Below are 16,388 nucleotides of genomic sequence, written 5' to 3' on the forward strand. Positions count from 1 at the left end.
CGAACGGGGGAGCCGAGCGAGTTCTTCGTTCGCCGGACGGGCCCCCGCCTGCCACGCTGTACGGGACCCGACCGTCCGCGGAACGAAACGGACGCGGCACGGCTCGGGGCCGGCTCCTGCGCGCACGACGTCCCGGCGGACAGGAGCGTACGAACGCGGCACCTCTGATCGCGTCTCGCCACCGCGCGGCACAGGACCAAGGACCTCCATGTTGATGACCCACCACTTCGCCGACGGCGTCCTCACCGTTCGGCTCGCCCCTGAAGTGACGATCCGTCACCGCGCCGCCCTCACTCTCGCCGTCGAAGAGCTGCTGCGGGCCCACCGGCCGCACCACACCCTGATCGTTGCGGAGGGGACGTGGACACCGGCTGCCTTCAGCACCACGTTGCGGGCCCACCGGGCCGCACTGCAGCGAGGTTCCACCTTCGCCGTGGTCACCGCGGCCCCCGGCGCGGGCCGCCAGCTCAACGCCAATGCCTCGACGACCGTGCCGGTCTACACGTCCGTCACCCTGGCGCTCGAGGCGGCACACGGGGCGAACACCGTGCACGACGCCCAAGGCGTGTCATAGGCCGGGCTCCCGTGCCGCGTACGTCAAAGGCCCGCGGCCGTCTTCTCGTGCTGGCGGGCCCACGCCCGGGAGGCGAGTGCGGCGTCGGTGAGCACGTCGGCGCCCGTACAGGCCAGTGCTTCGGCGGCCGCCAGCATCACCGCGCGACCCCGCTCGGAGGCCGCCGCCCGCGCGAACGCCGGAGTGTGGTCCGAGGCGTCGTCGCCGAGTATCGCGACGAACGGATGGATGGCGGGGACCCGGCTGCTCACGTCGCCGATGTCGGACGAACCCAGGTACACCCCGCCGGCCGGCTGGGAGAGCCGGATGCCCGAGCGAGCGATGTGACGGCTGAACCGGTCCGAGAGCACGTCGTTGTCCCGGAAATGGGCGTACCCCCTGCCCAACCGGGTGACCTCCGCCGTGGATCCGGTCGCCGCCGCGACGCCTTCGGCCCAACGGCCGACGTCTGCGACCAGAGAGTCGAGGGCGGCGCTCGTCGCCGCCCGCAGTCCGAACAAGCCTTCCGCGTAAGCGGGGACGATGTTGGTCGCACTGCCGCCGTCGGTCACGATCCCCTGGACATGTGAGCCCGGGGGCAGACGCCTGCTGACCACGGCCACGGTGTTGAACAGCTGGACAAGGGCGGCCAGGGCGTCGATTCCCCGCGTCGGGTCGCCCGTCGGATGCGCCGCTCGACCGTGGAAGCCCACCCTGACCTGGGTCTGCGCGGTCAGCGGCGCCCAGGACCAGTCGTGCACGCCCGGATGGAACATCAGCGCCGCGTCCACACCGTCGAATACACCGGCCTCGGCCAGGGCGACCTTGCCCCCGCCCCGCTCCTCCGCGGGCGCCCCCACGGCCAGTACCTCGCCCTCGAACGCGTCCAGGGCGCTGCCCAGAGCCAGCGCGGCCCCGAGTCCGGCGGCGGCGATCAGGTTGTGTCCGCAGGCGTGCCCCAGACCCGGCAGTGCGTCGTACTCCATGAGCAAGGCCACGCGTCGCCCGCGGCCCCTGCCGGCGCGCGCCACGAAAGCCGTGCCGAGTCCGGCCGTGCCCGTCTCTACGGCGAACCCGCCCCGCTCGAGCCGGCGAGTGAGCAGACGGACCGCACGGTGCTCCTCGTAGGCGAGCTCGGGGTCCTCGTGCAGGCTGCGGCCGACTTCCCACAGATCGTCCGCCCGGCGGCCGCACTCCTGGCGCAGTCGCGCGTACAGATCGTCGGATGGCTCGCCCACGTCTCCTCCTCTTGGCCGCTCACGGCTTTCCTGCACGCTTCTGTCCCGAGGACAGCCCTTCACGCGCGGAAGGTGCATCCCCGGTGCATTCCGCACGATGTCCGTTTTCGTGGGCCGCCGGGGGGCAGGCGTGCGGCATGGACCAATCGAAGGCACCGGTACTCGACGCGTTGGCCGCCTACCACGAGAGCGGTCAGACTCCGTTCACGCCCCCGGGGCACAAGCAGGGACGGGGCGCCGACCCCCGCGTGCGGGCCGTGCTCGGCGAGGCGGTGTTCCGGTCCGACGTCCTGGCCACCAGCGGCCTGGACGACCGTACGTCCTCCCAGGGAATCGTGGAGGAGGCGCAGGCGCTGATGGCCGAGGCGGTGGGGGCGGACCACGCGTTCTTCTCCACGTGCGGCAGCTCCCTGTCGGTGAAGTCGGCGATGCTGTCCGTCGCAGGTCCCCACGAGAAGCTCCTCGTGGGACGGGACGCGCACAAGGCCGTCGTCTCCGGCCTGATCCTCTCGGGCATCCGGCCCGTCTGGGTCGACCCGCAGTGGGACGCGGAGCGCCACCTCGCCCACCCGCCGTCCGCCGAGGCCTTCGAAGCGGCCTTCGCGGAACACCCCGACGCCCGTGGTGCGCTCGTGACGACGCCGACGCCCTACGGCACCTGCTCGGACCTGGCCGCCATCGCCGAGGTGTGCCACCGCCGTGACCGTCCCCTGATCGTCGACGAGGCGTGGGGCGCCCATCTGCCGTTCCACCGCGACCTGCCGACCTGGGCGATGGACGCCGGCGCCGACGTGTGCGTCACCTCGGTCCACAAGATGGGCTCCGGCCTGGAGCAGAGCTCCGTGTTCCACCTCCAGGGCGACCGGGTCGAACCCGAAGTCCTCAAGAGCAGGGAAGACCTGCTCGGCACCACCAGCCCCTCCGTCCTCATGTACGCGGCGCTGGACGGATGGCGCCGGCAGATGGTGGAGCAGGGCGGCGCCCTCTACGACCACGCGCTCGCCCTCGCTCACGAGACCCGTGCCCGCATCGACCGGATCGACGGCATGCACGTCCACGGCCGCGACGACTTCTGCGGTCCGGACCGGGCGGCGGACATGGATCCGCTACAGATCATCATCGACATCAGTGCCTGGGAGGTCACCGGCTACCGCGCCGCGGACTGGCTGCGGGAGAACCACCACATCAACCTCCATCTCGCCGACCACCGCCGCATCAGTGCCCAGCTCACCCACGCGGACGACGGCGACACGACCGGGGTGCTGCTGGCAGCCCTGACCGACCTGGCCGCGCACCGCGGAGAGCTCCGGACGGGCCGGCCCGTGCAGGTTCCCCCGCCTTCCGGTCTCCGTCTGGAGCAGGCGGACCTGCCCCGCGACGCCTTCTTCGGTCCCACCGAGCAGGTGCCCTGGGACAAGGCGGCCGGACGGATCGCCGCCGAGATGCTGACCCCCTACCCGCCCGGTATCCCGGCGGCGCTGCCCGGCGAACGCCTCACCATGGACGTCCTGCGCTACGTGCGGTCCGGGGTGGAATCCGGCATGGTCGTACCGGACGCGGTCGACACGAACGTGGAGAGCATCCGCGTACTGTGCGAGGAGTGATGACGACAGCGCACCCGTCCCGTCCGATCGTCGTGTTCGCGAACTTCCTCTCGGACCTGGCGGTCGATCTCGACGAGGGACAGATCCTGATGGAATGGGCACAGCAGGCGCCGCGGAAGGCGTGGCTGCTCCGGCCCGGCGATGTCCTGGTCAGCCCCGTCCCCCTCGGACCGGAGTTCCTGCGGTACGTCTGCGACCTGACGAGGACGACCCCGGAAACCGTCACGGTCGTGACGGTACCGCCCGCAGGAGCGGTCCCCCTGGCGCGAGCCGTGGAGGAAGCCGGACTGGGCGAGCATGTACGGACCCTCGCCGGCGACCGCGGCGCGGCGCTGCTCCCCACGGCGCTCGACGCGTCCGTCATCGCCTTCGCCCGGCGCACGGGCCTCGCGGTCCACCCGTACCCCACGGTCGAGGCCGCCGAGGACGCCCTGAAGATGACCATGCTGCTCAATACGAAGGCGGGGTTCCGGGAGACCGTCGAACCGCTGGGCATGCGGCTGCCGGCAGGCCGGCTGTGCCGGCGGCCGGCTACGGAGGGTGTGGTTCGCGAGCTCCTCGGGGAGTACGGGAGCGTCGTGGTGAAGCCCGACCGGTCAGCGGGCGGACACGGGATGCGCTTCATTTCCCGCGATGACGTGCGGGGCGGGGTCTTTCCGGCGCTCGATGCCATCGGCGGGCCCGAGGGCATCTGGGTGGTGGAGGAGTGCCTCGACGTGGCCGAGTCGGTCAGCATCCAGCTGGAGGTCACTCCCTCCGGCACGCATGCGCTCTTCAGCGGTGCGATGCGGACGGCTCACGGCTCGTTCACCGGGTACGCCTCCCCGCTGCCACCGTCCTGCGCCCACGTGGCCGACGAACTGGAGGAGTGGGGGAAGGCGCTGGGCCGTCACCTGGCCGCTCACGGCTACGCGGGGCCGTTCGGACTCGACGGCCTGGTGGACGCGCACGGGGTCCTGTACGCGAACGAGAGCAACATCCGACGTACCGCCACCACCACGCCCCACGCCATGGTCACCCGGCTGACCACGGACTCCGCCAACCCGCACCCGGCATGGTCGGTGGGCAAGGGCTGGGCGCAGCGCTCCCTCGGCTTCGAAGAAGCCCTCGCCCGGCTGCAGGCGTCGCGCCTCGCGTTCGATCCGGAACGCGGCGAGGGCGTGGTGCTGTACGCGGACGCGCCCCTCGACGGCCGTTCCTGGCGGTACGCGGTCGTCGGCACGACCACGGAGGACGTGGAGGCGCGGGAAGCCGCGCTGGCCGATGTCCTGGCATTCGAGCGCCGCTGACCCACCCACCCGCTGAAGACGCCGTGGCGGGGTAGCAGCAGAAGGATGGACCGTCCTGCCGCACGAGGCGCGGGCGAGAACGACGCCGGACACCTGCCGGCCGTTCCGCCCGCCACGGAGCTAGGAGTCGCCATGAGGGCTTTGACCTGGCACGGGAAGCGTGACGTCCGCGTGGACACCGTGCCCGACCCCGTGATCAAGGATCCGACCGACGTGATCGTGAAGATCACCACCACCGGTCTGTGCGGCTCGGACCTGCACCTGTACGAGGTCCTCGGCCCCTTCCTGGACGCCGGTGACATCCTCGGCCACGAGCCCATGGGCATCGTGGAGGAGGTCGGAGCGGAGGTCACCCGGGTGAAACGGGGCGACCGCGTCGTCATCCCCTTCAACGTCTCCTGCGGTACCTGCCACACGTGCGGCCAAGGCCTGCACTCCCAGTGCGAGACGACCCAGGTCCACGAGTACGGCAGCGGAGCGTCCCTGTTCGGCTACACGAAGCTCTACGGGCAGGTTCCCGGCGGGCAGGCCGAGTACCTCCGCGTGCCCTTCGGCAACACGCTTCCGATCCCCGTACCGAGCCATGGGCCCGACGACCGGTTCGTGTACCTCTCCGACGTCCTGCCCACCGCGTGGCAGGCGGTCGAGTACGCGGCGATCCCGCCCGGCGGTACGGTGGCCGTCCTCGGCCTCGGACCCATCGGAGACATGGCCGCCCGCATCGCGGCCCATCGCGGCGCGAGCCTGGTCATCGGCATCGACCTCGTCCCCGAACGGCTCCGCCGGGCCGCTGCCCGAGGCGTACACGTTCTCGACCTGGCCACCTACGGCGAGGCCATCGCCGACGAGGTCCGTACGCTGACCGGTGGGCGCGGCCCGGACGCGGTCATCGACGCGGTCGGCATGGAAGCCCACGGGGCGCCCCTCGCGAAGGGGGCCCAGCACCTGACCACGATGCTGCCGGACGCGCTGGCCTCCAGGATGATGCAGCGGTTCGGCGTGGACCGCCTCTCCGCGCTCCACCTCGCCATCGACCTCGTCCGCCGGGGCGGCACCATCTCCGTGTCCGGCGTCTACGGCGGAATGGCCGACCCGCTGCCGCTGCTGACCCTGTTCGACAAGCAGATCCAGCTCCGGATGGGCCAGGCCAACGTCTGGCGCTGGGTCGACGACCTGCTCCCCCTGGTGACGAACGGCGACCCCCTGGGAGTCGAGGACTTCGCCACCCACCGGGTGCCCCTCGCCGAGGCGCCGCAGGCCTACGAGATGTTCCAGAAGAAGCAGGACGGAGCCGTCAAGGTCCTGTTCCACCCCTGACGACGGGGGTCAGTCCTTCGAGACCGGAAAGAGAAGGCCGGTTCCGGTGAGCTCGAGCAGATGCAGCAGCTGCGGCTGAGGGGAGCGCAGGCTGATACGGCGTCCGTGCTGGTGCGCGAGGTGCCGGGCCTCGAGGAGGGCGTTCAGACCCGAGGAGTCGCAGAAGGACAACTCCGCCACGTCGACGGCGATCTCACCGGGGCCGCCGGGCTGCGTGATCGCGGCGCACAGGGCGGCGAGGAGCATCGGTGCCCGCGCGATGTCCATCTCACCCCCGACCTGCACGACGAGCCGCTCGTTGCCTCCGCTCGCCCCCGCCGCCGCGTCACGGTTCTCCTGATCACCCATGGGGCAACTATGGGGCACGCCGCCTGCGAAGGGGTAGTCGCTCGCGTGGACGAGGCGTCGGAGCGGCTTCCGGCCGCCGCGTTCCCACGGGTGGCCAACACGGCGCCACCGAGGGGGAGATGCGGGATGCTGGGGGAAGCGCGCCGCGCGAAAGCGCACTGGTGGTGCGCTTCGCGTGCACGAATGCGGTGGGCAGGGGGACCGGTCGGTGTTACGGATCCACTTCACGACGGAAGACCTCGCCCGGACACGGGTGGCCGCAACGATCGGTGTCGCGGCGGAGGTCTATTACAGCCTGGAACTGCTGAGGGAGAAGCGGGACCTGCGTCACTACCGCGCGTGGAGGTCAGCGGTCGCCGGCCGGACGGGAGCGGACACACGGCCTCTGACGTCCTTGCTCCCCGTACGCGGTCCCGGGCTTGATCTGCTGGCCCTGATGGGTGACGTGCCCTCGTTGGACCACGCGGTGGACAACCTGATGCACGCCCCGGTGCCCCGGCTGCGACGCGAGTTCGCGGGTCTCGACTTCCACCCCCGGCACCTGCCGTGGGCCAGGAGGGTGTCCGAGGGGGATCGCGACGCGCGACGGGAGCTCGCCGAGGCCGTGCGCGCCTGCCACCGGCTGACCGTGGAGCCCTTCTGGCACGAAGGGCGGTCCGCACTCGTCGCGCTGTCCACCCGTTGCGCCAGCCTGGTGCTGGAGGGCGGCACCGATCTGCTGCTGCGTTCGGTCTGCGCACCCCTGGTCCGCTGGAATCCGCCGGTACTGGAGGCTCCCTATCCGCGTCCCGTCGAGGTACATCTGCGGGGCAGGGGACTGCTCATCACGCCCACCGTCTTCGCGAACCACCCGGTGAGCCTCCTGTGGGACCCGCTGGACAGCGCACAGCCACCCCGGCTGACGGTGCCCGCTCTCCGCCACGCCCTGACCGGCGGTGGACCGGCGGCACCGGACGGCTCGGCCCTTCGGAACCTGGAGTCCCTGGTGGGCCGCACGAGAGCTGCCGCTCTTCGGGTGGCAGCGGAAGGCTGTACGACGACCGAACTCGGTCGCCGCCTGAACGTCACCGCTGCGGCGGCCAGTCAGCACGCGACAGCGCTGCGGAACTCCGGCCTCATCACGACCACCCGCCGAGGCGGCTCCGTCCGGCACCTCGCCACCCCCCTCGGGCTGGCCCTGCTGCGGACGGGCACCCTGACCCCACCGTAGGCTCCGAGGGGGCGCGCCCGCCGTCGCGTCAGGAGCCGCCCCCCGCCCCCCTTTAAGCCGTGGCTTAAGAGCTGGGCCGTGGGCCGTCGGCTCGCCCAGGATGGGAAGCCGCACCGCACACGACCTGTACGCGGCGGTGCGAAGAGCGGACAAGACGCCGAACGGGAATGCGGACGCTGCGAGGGCCGAGCTCGTCACGCGGTGCTCCCACGAACCTGACGGGGGACTGCGACCGTCCGGCCCTGCGGCGTCCGCCGCCACCGGAAGAACACCGACTGAAGGGGAGGGACCATGCCCGCATCGAGGTTTCGGACGATGACCACCAGCACGGCCATGGCCGCGGGACTCGCTCTCGCGGCCCTGACCGCGCCCGTGGCGTCAGCAGCACCGTCCACGGGGAGCGCAAGCGGTTACGACCGGTGCGCCAGCCCCAACTTCTGCCTGTTCGAGAACATCGACGGGCAGGGGCGCGTCCTCGGCCTGCAAGGGGAACGCAGGACTCTCCCCCTGGACTTCGACAACATCACGTCGTCCCTCCGGAATCGCACCGGCCGGATCTGGTCCGTCTACACGGGGACCAACTTCACGGGACGCTGCCTGCCCGTCTCCGCCACCTACACGGGGAACGTCACCCAGTACAGCTTGAACGACCAGATCAGCTCCGTGCGGCCCGGCCCCTGCCCGGCCTGACCGTCAGGTACGACCGCCTGGTTCGGCCCCCGCGCCGGAGCCGGACCAGGCACTGCACTGACGGCGGCGTGACCGCAGCGGTCCGAAGCCTGTTGTCTCCACATGACCCCAGATGACATCGAGCACCTCATGGACGCGCCCGGCGACCGGCTGCCGCTCCTCACGCCCGGCGAGGCCGGCGCGATCGTCGCCCTGCTCGGCCGCCTCGCCCACCGCGACGACGATCAACTCCGCAGGGCCGCCCTCGAGCTGCAGACGCGGCTCGGGCTGCGCCTGCCGACACCCTGACGATCTGCGCACAGGGCCACCTGCTGGGTCCCTGGCAGCAGCTGACCGGTCACACCGAGTAACGCTGCCACAGCTTCACGGCCGTCTTCGGGTTGGACGCGGAGTTGGACTTGTTCGCCACCAGGCAGCGGTACTGCTTGCCCTGGTAGGAGACCCGGTCGTTCTCCGCGTACTGCCGGTTGACTTTCCAGTCCGAAAATCCTGCTGCCATGTCGCGGTACCTTTCATCGGGCCGGCCCACTGCCGGACCCGCCCGAATCCTCGCACGTCGGAGCCCCCGGCCGGCCCGGGCGAGGGCGACGCCGCCCCTACCGGCCGACGCCCGCGGCAGCCGGCCCACCCCGGGCGGGGCCTCCCCTCACCTCCGTGACCCGGTGCTGTCGTAAGCTCCGCGCGGTGATCAACCGCGCAGGCGCGGCGGGTCGGTCCGGAACCGGGGAGGGGGAAGCGCCCCAGGGGCCCGGAGGCGAGCGACGAGCGGGACGAAGGTGTCAGGGCAATGGGAAACACACGCACATGGGGGGCGGCGGCCGCGGCCGCTCTGGTCCTGTGGGGATCCACGGGCTGCGGTCCGGCCGCGACGGCCGGACGGGACGGCCCGCCGCCCGCCGGCGCGCGCACCGTGGTCCACGACGCCGCCACCACCGAGGAGGGGCGCCGCGGGGTCGAGGCCCGCTGGGTCGACGGCGGCATGGCGGCCGTGGCCCGCGACGACGCCAAGGACGGTCTGGTCCAGCCCGCGTGGACGAACGGCGGCTCGATAGCCCGTACCGTCGGCCGGCTGTACGCGTCGGGCACGAACGGCGGCTCCGGCGCCTGCACGGCGACCGTCGTCGGCGTCCGCACCGTGATCACTGCCGCGCACTGTGTCAGGACACCCGCCGAAGGAGCGCCCGCGCAGGCGGCTACCTGGGACGAGGACCTCTATTTCGTTCCGGGATACCAGAACGGGGCGGGGCCCCACGGCGGCTTCACGGTGCGGCGCGTACGGATGGCCGAGGACTGGCAGAGGTACGGGCGGGACGTCGCGATGCTGGAGATGAACGCAGGCCCCGACGGACGGAACATCTCCGAGGCGACCGGCGCCCAACCCGTCTCCTTCACCGCGGAACCCGGCGCGCCCGCGCACTTCTTCGGCTACCCCTACACGGACCGGGTGCTGCACTGCTCGGGTGTGACCACATGGGCGGCCGGCAAGACCCTGTTGCGCGTGCCCTGCCTGATGGGGATGGGGTCGAGCGGCGGCCCGTACGTCTCGGGCGACCCCGCGCAGGGCAGCGTTGTCGCGGTGAACATCAGCGGTGACGGGGACGCGAGCTTCGGAACGGCACTCGGCGCCTTCGCCCACGGCCTGTACCAGCAGTCCGAGCTCGGGTGACGAGCTGCTCGCCGCTGCCGCTGTTCTCGTTGCCGGCCACCACCTGATCCGACCGACGGGGACGCCACGCCTGCACGAGCTCGTGGGGCTGATGAAGCGCAGGACAGTGGCCGCCGACCCCGTGGTCGGGTAGGGACGCCGCCCAGCGCAGTCCGACTCCCGCGCACTCAGCTGCGCGCCGGTAGTTGCTGGGCGAAGCGGCGGACGGCATCGGTGAAGGCATCCGGAGCATCGAAGTTCGCGAGATGTCCTGCCCGCGGTACCAACTCGATCCGGGCGTGCGGATGCGCACGGGCGAAGTCCAGCTCGCCGGAACGGAAGACGGTGTCCTTCTCGCCGTTCAGGAGGAGCGCGGGAGCCGCCACGTGACGCATCGAACCCGCGTCGAACCGGCCCAGCACCTCACCCCATGCGGCCGGCAGGGTGTGGAAGGCATAGCCGGCGAGGACGGTCGCCTCGACCACCTCGGGTGGATAGAGCCGGCGCAGCAACCGGTCGTTCCACCGGGCCAGACGGTGCGCCGGTATGCGGGGGACGAGCCCGGCGACCCACCGGTACGGCGTTGCCCACGGGCCGCGAGTGGAGGCACTGGCCCCAGCAAGGACCAGGCCGCGCAGTCGCTCGGGGCAGCGCCGGGCGAACTCCAGCGCGGCGTATCCGCCGAGCGAGTGCCCGACGACGAGGGCCGGTCCGCGGTCGAGCGAATCCACGGCGGAAGCGATGATCTCCGTGGCCGCGTCGAGGCTCCAGGGTTGAGCGGCACGGGCGCCGTGGCCGGGCAGGTCGACCGCGGCCACCCGGAAGTCCCCTTGCAGCGCCGCGATCTGTGGGCTCCACTGCCCCGCGCTGAACCGCGTCCCGTGTACGAAGACGATGGGTGGTGCGTCCGCTGCCTTCATGATTCCCCCCGATCCACATGCTCCTCGGGCCGACTCTACCGGGGCCACAACGAGGCGCTGAGGTGCGGAAATTACGGCCTCAGTGGACCGGGCGGAGGGCCGCCAGGTCGCGGACGGCGAGTTCGGGGCGGGCGGTCAGCGCCGTGTGCACTGCGCCCAGGACCGGCAACTCGGCGTGCCGCCGGGCCAGTTCCACGTCCTTGGCCGCCAGCGCCACGGGGAAATGGGAGCCCTCCGCATAGGCTCGGGCCACCGCTCCGGCGAGGGGCCCGCGGGCCAGCGTCGAACGGAGCAGCCACTCCGGCAGGCCCAGGGCGGAGCCGAGCTCCAGGGCTTCGGACACCAGCGCGACCCCACCGATCGCCGCGTTGATCAGGACCAACTTGAGAGCGGCACCGGAGCCCGCCGGGCCGCACTCGGTCACCTCGCCCAGGGCGTCGAGGACTTGGCGGACCGGGCCGGGCAGCGGGCCGCCGGCCAGTACCCAGAGCTCACCGGAGGCGGCCCGGTCCACGCTGCCCATGACCGGGGCGTCGGTCAGGGCCACCCCGTCCGGCAGGCGTCCGGCCAGCTCCCGTACGGCCTGCGGGCCCACGGTCGACGTGTCGATCCAGTGGGTGCCGGGGCGCAGCCCGGGCAACAGCTCGTCGGCGACGGCGCGCAGGGCGGCCGGGTCGGCGAGCATCGTGATCACGAGGTCCGCATCGCGGACCGCGTCGGCGGGGCTGTCCGCCGGGATCGCGCCGGCCTCCGCGAGCGGGCGGGTCCTGCCGGGGGTGCGGTTCCACACGGTCAGCCGATGGCCGACGGCGAGCAGGCGGAGGGCCATCGGGGCGCCCATGGTGCCCAAACCGAGGAAGGCGACGTGCGGTGCGTTGGCTGCGGGGGTGTTCATGCCCCGACGCTAGAGCCGCCCCGGCCATGCGACAAGCGAATGAATAGCATGGTTCCCATGCAGATTCCGCATGAGCTCTTCAAGGTCTTCCGCAGCGTGGCCCGCCACGGCTCCTTCACGGCCGCGGCCCAGGCCCTGGGCTATACCCAATCCGCGGTGTCCCGGCAGGTGCAGAACCTGGAGGAGGAATGGGGTGCACCGCTGTTCGACCGGCTGCCGCGTGGGGTGCGGCTCACGGAGGCCGGCCGGGCCCTGCTGCCGCACGCCGAGGCGGTGGACGACCGGCTGCGCACGGCCCGCACCGAACTGGACGACCTGCGGACGCTGGACGGGGGCCGACTGCGGATCGGCGCGTTCTCCACCGCCGACGCCTCTCTGGTGCCCCGCACCCTGGCGGCGTTCCGGTCCCGGCACCCTGCCGTGCGGGTGACCCGTACCGAGGGTGGATCGGCCCTGCAGCTGGCCCTGCTGGCCGGCGGCGAGCTGGATCTGGGCGTGGTCGGGACGATGTGCGGACAGCCGCTGGAGGGTTGCGATCTGCACCACCTGCTGGACGAGCGGATGTACGTGGCGGTGCCCCGTGGCCATGCGCTGGCCGGGCGGCGTTCGGCGCGGTTGGCCGAGTTCGCCGGGGAGGAGTGGATCGCCGCGAGCAGCCGTCCCGAGGAGACCCTGATGTCCACAGCACTGGCGCGGGGGTTCCGGCCCCGGACGGGCTTCTTGGCCGCCGACTGGATCGCCAAGCAGGGGTTCGTGGCCGCCGGCCTGGGGGTCACCCTGGTGCCTGAGCTGGCGGCCTCCTCGGCCCGCGCGGACATCGCCCTCGTACCGCTGCGGGCGGAGGACTCCCCGCGGCGCCAGGTGTACGCCGCGACCCCGCGCGGCGTGGCCCCTTCCGCTGCGGTGGCTGCTTTCCTGGGCCTCTTGCGGTCGGTCGCCGCCGAGTTGACCGGCTGACGCATGCGGAACGCCGCGGCGGGCCACCGGCAAGGCCACCGCCACCGAGCAGGCGTGGGGAGCGGTACACGTCGCGCCCCACGCCGCACGGCCGCGGCGGCACCCCGCACACCCGGGCCATCGGCCACACGCGGGTCGGTGCGGAGGGTCAGCCGAACTGCTTGACCGTCTTGTCGGCACTGAACGTCCCGGCGGCCTTGTAGTTGCGGTAGCCGAAGTCGTGCCGGGCGCCGGAGAGGTTGAACGGGAAGCCGAGCGGATCGTCGGGAGACGAGGAGCAGTAGTCCGCGGACCAGTTGAAGCCGTAGGCCGGCAGGCGGCCGTCTCCAATCAAGTTGACGACATGTCACTCCTCACGACGGCGCTTGTGGTACGCGTACGTCAGAGCCAGGAGAAGCGGGCCCCACAGGCTCAGCGGGAGCGTGGCCGCTGCCGCGAGGGCCTTCCACCAGCCGTTGGAGTACTCGACGAGGGGGACCCCGCCGATGTGGAGAAAGGCGAGCGGCAGCGGGTCCCACAGCGCGATCAGCCCCAGAGCGCCCAAGGTGGCCGGGACGATCGCTGCGAGCGGTGGAATACGTCGGCCGCCGATGATCGGGATCCAGGAAGGAGCGACTTCGCCCCATCCGGCCACCAGGCCGAAGGAAAGGTAGGCGAGCCCCTCGGAGAGAAGGCTGAGCCCGAAGACGTAGAGGATCACCCACCAGTGCCACGGCTGGTGGACGGCGTAGACCTGGCCCATCTCGTAGTCGAATGCGAACGGCAGGCGCCAGAGGCACGACGGCAGGACAACCAGGGGTATGACCTGGGCGGAGCGGATGGCCCACCTGGGGACGGGCCGCGCGGTGTCACCGACCGTCGGGGATGGATGAAGCGTCGTGAATCGCATGGGCCGATCTTCCTTGCCCGGCTGGCGCCGGGGGATCGGCCCGAAGCAGTGTCTGATGCTCACCCATGCGAGGGGCATGGAGTCCTCCGCTGGGAGGGCGGCCGCGGCTCCGGGCGGGTTTCGCTGGCAGGGGCGGCCCGCTTTGTGCGGGCGAACGGCCGCCTCGCCCTGGCGGGCTGACCGCCATCACGCTTTCAAGTTCAGTACCTCCGAGAGTTGGCGGGCCGCGCATCGGCGGCCGCGCATCGGCAGGAGTGCATCACGTACGGCGGCGGCGGCCTATGCGCGACCGGGAAGACCTGGCGGTCCGTCGATTTCCCTTCTGCGCAAAACGCCGACCGGGTAGGGATCTTCTTCTCGTGAACCCTTGCCTGTCGTGAGGGGCGTGATGAATGCTGGCCTCGCCCGTCAGGTGGATGGCGGCACATGCCGTGCTGGAAGAGAGGCGCATCGCCTCTTGGTTCCTTCGCGGCAGAAGTAATGTGCACGCGGTTTGCTACGGGCGTCGGCCTGTCCGGCGCTTTGTCCGTAGTCGCGTAATGCCGCGCATGCGTCAGCATGCTGTCGGCTCGTCACCAGGCACCCGCTTCATCTCAAGGGAAGGAATTTCCATGCCAAAACGAGTTCGTGCCTCGCTCATCGGGGTGTCATTGGCAGTGGCGACCGTGGTCGTGCCCCTGCTGGTTCAGGCGCCCTCCGCCGGAGCCGCGGTCCGCAAGCACGTGTCCGCCGACTACACGCTCTTGCGGCGGGCCCCGCACTCGTACGTTCTGGGTACGGCGTACCGCAATTGGACGGTCGACGTGCAGGGCGAGCAGAGCGGCGGGTACCGGTGGGGCCGCGTGTACGGGGACCTCAACGCGTGTCTGTGGACCTTCTCGGGAGCGGTCGCGGGCAGTGCGTCCGCCGCCGACGGTTGTGGCACCGAGGCCACGCTGCCGACCTCGCTCTTCACCAACGGCCAGATCGGCGGCTCCGCAGACGACGGAGCGACCGTGGCCACGGTCGCCCGGTCCGGGTGTGGCACCTGGGACGGATCGCACATCAAGGGTTACGGCAACGTGCAGCCCTGGAAGGTCCCCGCGGTGGCCAGTTCGGCCGTGAACGGCCGGGTGGCCGTCGGCCAGACCGTTCTGTGGCGCTACGTCTCGCGCGACGGCAAATGGGTGATGATCCGGGACCCGCGCGCCGCCGGCACCGATGGCGTCGGCCAGCAGGGGTGGTACTTCATTCCCCGCAACTGCCTCCCCGCCACCCTTCCCGGATAGCCCGCGAGGCGGCTACGCTCACCGTCGAAATGGCGAGGAAACGCGCTTTGTAGTACCTGTACGGCCCGGGCCTTCCGGAATCTGCGTGGACCCTCACGTCTGCGCCGAGGCCGGAAGGTCCGTGCGCTCCTCCTGACAGGTCGGCGATTCAGCCCAGCGACGTCCGTCATGAGGACATCCGGGCGCGCTGGAAATGACGAGTCATTAGCTCGTACCGCGCCATCCGGCGCGATCCGGGCATTCCTTCGATTGCTGATATAGGTGTGTCACATGAATGACTCGGCGCTCGTCAGGCAGCTGAAGGCCCGACGTGACATCACCGTCTCGAAGATTCTCGACATGGCGACGAGTGAAATTCCCAAAGTGGCGCAGCTGCATGCGAAACGCCCCAAAGAGATCCCGGCTGAGCTGCATTTCGTGACGGTCCGCATGCTCGACCTGTTCGACAACGGCCAGGCTCCCTTCGTCGAGTCCGATCTCGAGGTCTTCCGGAACATGGGGTCCCATCGCTGCTTGTTCGACTCGTTCTCCGCGTCCGACCTCCGCGACGGATTCGAGGTGGGGCACCTGGCCGGTCTGCGAGACATCCTGTCGGTGGCGAACTCCGAGAACTACGCAGAGTTCGCCAAGCTGATCACGTACGGGGCGCAGGAGAACGCCCGGATCATCGCGGCCGCCATGGCGGGCTACCACGACACGGCGCGCGTCGAACGAGGCGAGACGCTCCAGGCCCGCCGGCAACTGCTTGCCGAGGTGCTACGCGCGTCGACCGAGGTCACGTCCATGGCCGCGGCGGCGGGCATCCTCCTCCCCGAGGGCTATCTCATCCTCGTCTGCGGGTTCTTGCGGGAGGAAGGCGCCCTCGCCCGTGCGGTGGACGAGAGCCGCAGCCTGCTCCGGTCGTCGCCAGGGATCCTCTGGTCGACGCATGCGCGGCGCGACGAAATGATGGTGCTGCTCCCGGTGAACGGGGACGAGGCCGCGGCGGAGGCCCTGGGAGCGGAGCTGGTGACCGCGGCCTCTCGAACGGTCCGGTCCGTACGCGCCGCCCACGCCCTGGCCGCGACGGTGGAATCAGTCCCCGACACGCTCCGCGAACTGCGGCAGACCATGTCCGTGGTGGTGGCGATGCCCGATGCCCAGGCGCGCCCTTACACGGCGAGCGAACTGGTCCTCGAGCTGGCGATCTCCCGGCAGCCGGCACTGCAGGACCGGCTCGTCGACCTCCTGGGACCGCTCGAACAGGGGACCGATCTGCGACTCACTCTCGACGCGCTCTTCTTCTACGAGCTCGACCGTGAACAGACCGCAAAGGCACTCAACATCCACCGGAGGACCCTGAGTTACCGCCTCCAGAGGATTCGGGAGCTCAGCGGACTCGATCCCAGCAGCCCGCACGGCATCCAACTCCTCCGCGTGGCGATGACGGCAGCCAACCTCACGTCCTCCAAGAACGGCGACTCACGCGCTCGTTTCCTTCCCGTGGACTAGCGATGCCCGGTGGCACGGCCATGCGCCGCGCCCTCGGCGACACGCCGATCACGGTCGCCTCGGCATCGCACTGC

Annotated in this window: 17 protein-coding genes and 1 pseudogene; 11 read left to right on the forward strand and 7 right to left on the reverse strand. The window is 71.1% G+C overall.

What is annotated here, in order from left to right:
- Positions 1 to 208: 208 nt before the first annotated feature.
- On the forward strand, positions 209 to 574 hold the full coding sequence (locus ABZY44_RS03320) for a hypothetical protein (protein WP_356649859.1): 366 nt from the start codon (positions 209 to 211) through the stop codon (positions 572 to 574).
- Between the two features lie 23 nt (positions 575 to 597).
- Here ABZY44_RS03320 and ABZY44_RS03325 read toward each other — a convergent pair whose 3' ends face one another.
- Positions 598 to 1,791, reverse strand: a complete 1,194-nt coding sequence (locus ABZY44_RS03325) for an amidohydrolase (RefSeq protein WP_356649860.1) — start codon at positions 1,789 to 1,791, stop codon at positions 598 to 600.
- 137 nt (positions 1,792 to 1,928) lie between these two features.
- On the opposite strand from ABZY44_RS03325, the gene ABZY44_RS03330 reads away from it, so the two are divergent.
- The 3 genes from ABZY44_RS03330 (at position 1,929) to ABZY44_RS03340 (ending at position 6,001) form a co-directional block, all read left to right on the forward strand.
- On the forward strand, positions 1,929 to 3,395 hold the full coding sequence (locus ABZY44_RS03330) for an ornithine decarboxylase (protein WP_356649861.1): 1,467 nt from the start codon (positions 1,929 to 1,931) through the stop codon (positions 3,393 to 3,395).
- Positions 3,395 to 4,684, forward strand: a complete 1,290-nt coding sequence (locus ABZY44_RS03335; RefSeq protein ID WP_356649862.1) for a peptide ligase PGM1-related protein — start codon at positions 3,395 to 3,397, stop codon at positions 4,682 to 4,684. The genes ABZY44_RS03330 and ABZY44_RS03335 overlap by 1 nt, the downstream gene beginning before the upstream one ends.
- Positions 4,685 to 4,816: 132 nt before the next feature.
- The gene (locus ABZY44_RS03340; protein WP_356649863.1) at positions 4,817 to 6,001 is read left to right on the forward strand and encodes a zinc-dependent alcohol dehydrogenase; all 1,185 of its coding nucleotides are present in this window, start codon (positions 4,817 to 4,819) and stop codon (positions 5,999 to 6,001) included.
- Positions 6,002 to 6,010: 9 nt separating this feature from the next.
- Here ABZY44_RS03340 and ABZY44_RS03345 read toward each other — a convergent pair whose 3' ends face one another.
- Positions 6,011 to 6,349: an STAS domain-containing protein gene (locus tag ABZY44_RS03345; protein ID WP_356649864.1), complete on the reverse strand. Its 339-nt coding sequence runs from the start codon at positions 6,347 to 6,349 to the stop codon at positions 6,011 to 6,013.
- A gap of 253 nt (positions 6,350 to 6,602) precedes the next feature.
- Between ABZY44_RS03345 and ABZY44_RS03350 the strand changes: the two genes are divergently transcribed.
- The 3 genes from ABZY44_RS03350 to ABZY44_RS03360 all read left to right on the forward strand — a co-directional run bounded on the left by ABZY44_RS03350 (position 6,603) and on the right by ABZY44_RS03360 (position 8,537).
- Positions 6,603 to 7,559 carry a transcriptional regulator gene (locus ABZY44_RS03350; RefSeq protein ID WP_356649865.1) on the forward strand — a complete coding sequence of 319 codons (957 nt, stop codon included), beginning with the start codon at positions 6,603 to 6,605 and terminating at the stop codon, positions 7,557 to 7,559.
- A 315-nt stretch (positions 7,560 to 7,874) separates the two neighbouring features.
- Positions 7,875 to 8,249, forward strand: a complete 375-nt coding sequence (locus ABZY44_RS03355) for a peptidase inhibitor family I36 protein (protein ID WP_356649866.1) — start codon at positions 7,875 to 7,877, stop codon at positions 8,247 to 8,249.
- 102 nt (positions 8,250 to 8,351) lie between these two features.
- A complete protein-coding gene (locus ABZY44_RS03360) occupies positions 8,352 to 8,537 on the forward strand; it encodes a hypothetical protein (protein ID WP_356649867.1) in 186 nt (61 codons plus the stop codon).
- A gap of 49 nt (positions 8,538 to 8,586) precedes the next feature.
- Here the strand turns inward: ABZY44_RS03360 and ABZY44_RS03365 are convergent, their stop codons facing one another.
- Positions 8,587 to 8,748: a carbohydrate-binding protein gene (locus ABZY44_RS03365; protein ID WP_356649868.1), complete on the reverse strand. Its 162-nt coding sequence runs from the start codon at positions 8,746 to 8,748 to the stop codon at positions 8,587 to 8,589.
- Between the two features lie 288 nt (positions 8,749 to 9,036).
- Between ABZY44_RS03365 and ABZY44_RS03370 the strand changes: the two genes are divergently transcribed.
- Positions 9,037 to 9,915: a trypsin-like peptidase domain-containing protein gene (locus ABZY44_RS03370; protein WP_356649869.1), complete on the forward strand. Its 879-nt coding sequence runs from the start codon at positions 9,037 to 9,039 to the stop codon at positions 9,913 to 9,915.
- Positions 9,916 to 10,082: 167 nt separating this feature from the next.
- Here the strand turns inward: ABZY44_RS03370 and ABZY44_RS03375 are convergent, their stop codons facing one another.
- Together ABZY44_RS03375 and ABZY44_RS03380 are read right to left on the reverse strand one after the other, a co-directional pair.
- Complete coding sequence (locus tag ABZY44_RS03375; RefSeq protein WP_356649870.1) at positions 10,083 to 10,814, reverse strand: alpha/beta hydrolase; 732 nt, start codon at positions 10,812 to 10,814, stop codon at positions 10,083 to 10,085.
- Positions 10,815 to 10,893: 79 nt separating this feature from the next.
- Entirely contained in the window at positions 10,894 to 11,709 is an 816-nt protein-coding gene (locus ABZY44_RS03380) for an NAD(P)-dependent oxidoreductase (RefSeq protein WP_356649871.1), read from the reverse strand.
- Between the two features lie 57 nt (positions 11,710 to 11,766).
- Between ABZY44_RS03380 and ABZY44_RS03385 the strand changes: the two genes are divergently transcribed.
- Positions 11,767 to 12,666 (forward strand): LysR substrate-binding domain-containing protein, encoded by a 900-nt coding sequence (locus ABZY44_RS03385; protein WP_356649872.1) that lies wholly within the window; start codon positions 11,767 to 11,769, stop codon positions 12,664 to 12,666.
- 169 nt (positions 12,667 to 12,835) lie between these two features.
- On the opposite strand, the pseudogene ABZY44_RS03390 reads toward ABZY44_RS03385, so the two are convergent.
- Positions 12,836 to 12,976, reverse strand: a pseudogene (locus ABZY44_RS03390) (phospholipase A2); the annotation flags it as partial.
- Between the two features lie 36 nt (positions 12,977 to 13,012).
- Complete coding sequence (locus tag ABZY44_RS03395) at positions 13,013 to 13,555, reverse strand: hypothetical protein (RefSeq protein ID WP_356649873.1); 543 nt, start codon at positions 13,553 to 13,555, stop codon at positions 13,013 to 13,015.
- A 611-nt stretch (positions 13,556 to 14,166) separates the two neighbouring features.
- Here ABZY44_RS03395 and ABZY44_RS03400 point away from each other — a divergent pair.
- A complete protein-coding gene (locus tag ABZY44_RS03400) occupies positions 14,167 to 14,823 on the forward strand; it encodes a hypothetical protein (protein ID WP_356649874.1) in 657 nt (218 codons plus the stop codon).
- Between the two features lie 270 nt (positions 14,824 to 15,093).
- A complete protein-coding gene (locus tag ABZY44_RS03405; RefSeq protein ID WP_356649875.1) occupies positions 15,094 to 16,314 on the forward strand; it encodes a helix-turn-helix domain-containing protein in 1,221 nt (406 codons plus the stop codon).
- Positions 16,315 to 16,388: the final 74 nt, after the last annotated feature.

Origin of the sequence: Streptomyces sp. NPDC006544, from assembly GCF_040611715.1 — a bacterium.
Lineage (GTDB): Bacteria > Actinomycetota > Actinomycetes > Streptomycetales > Streptomycetaceae > Streptomyces.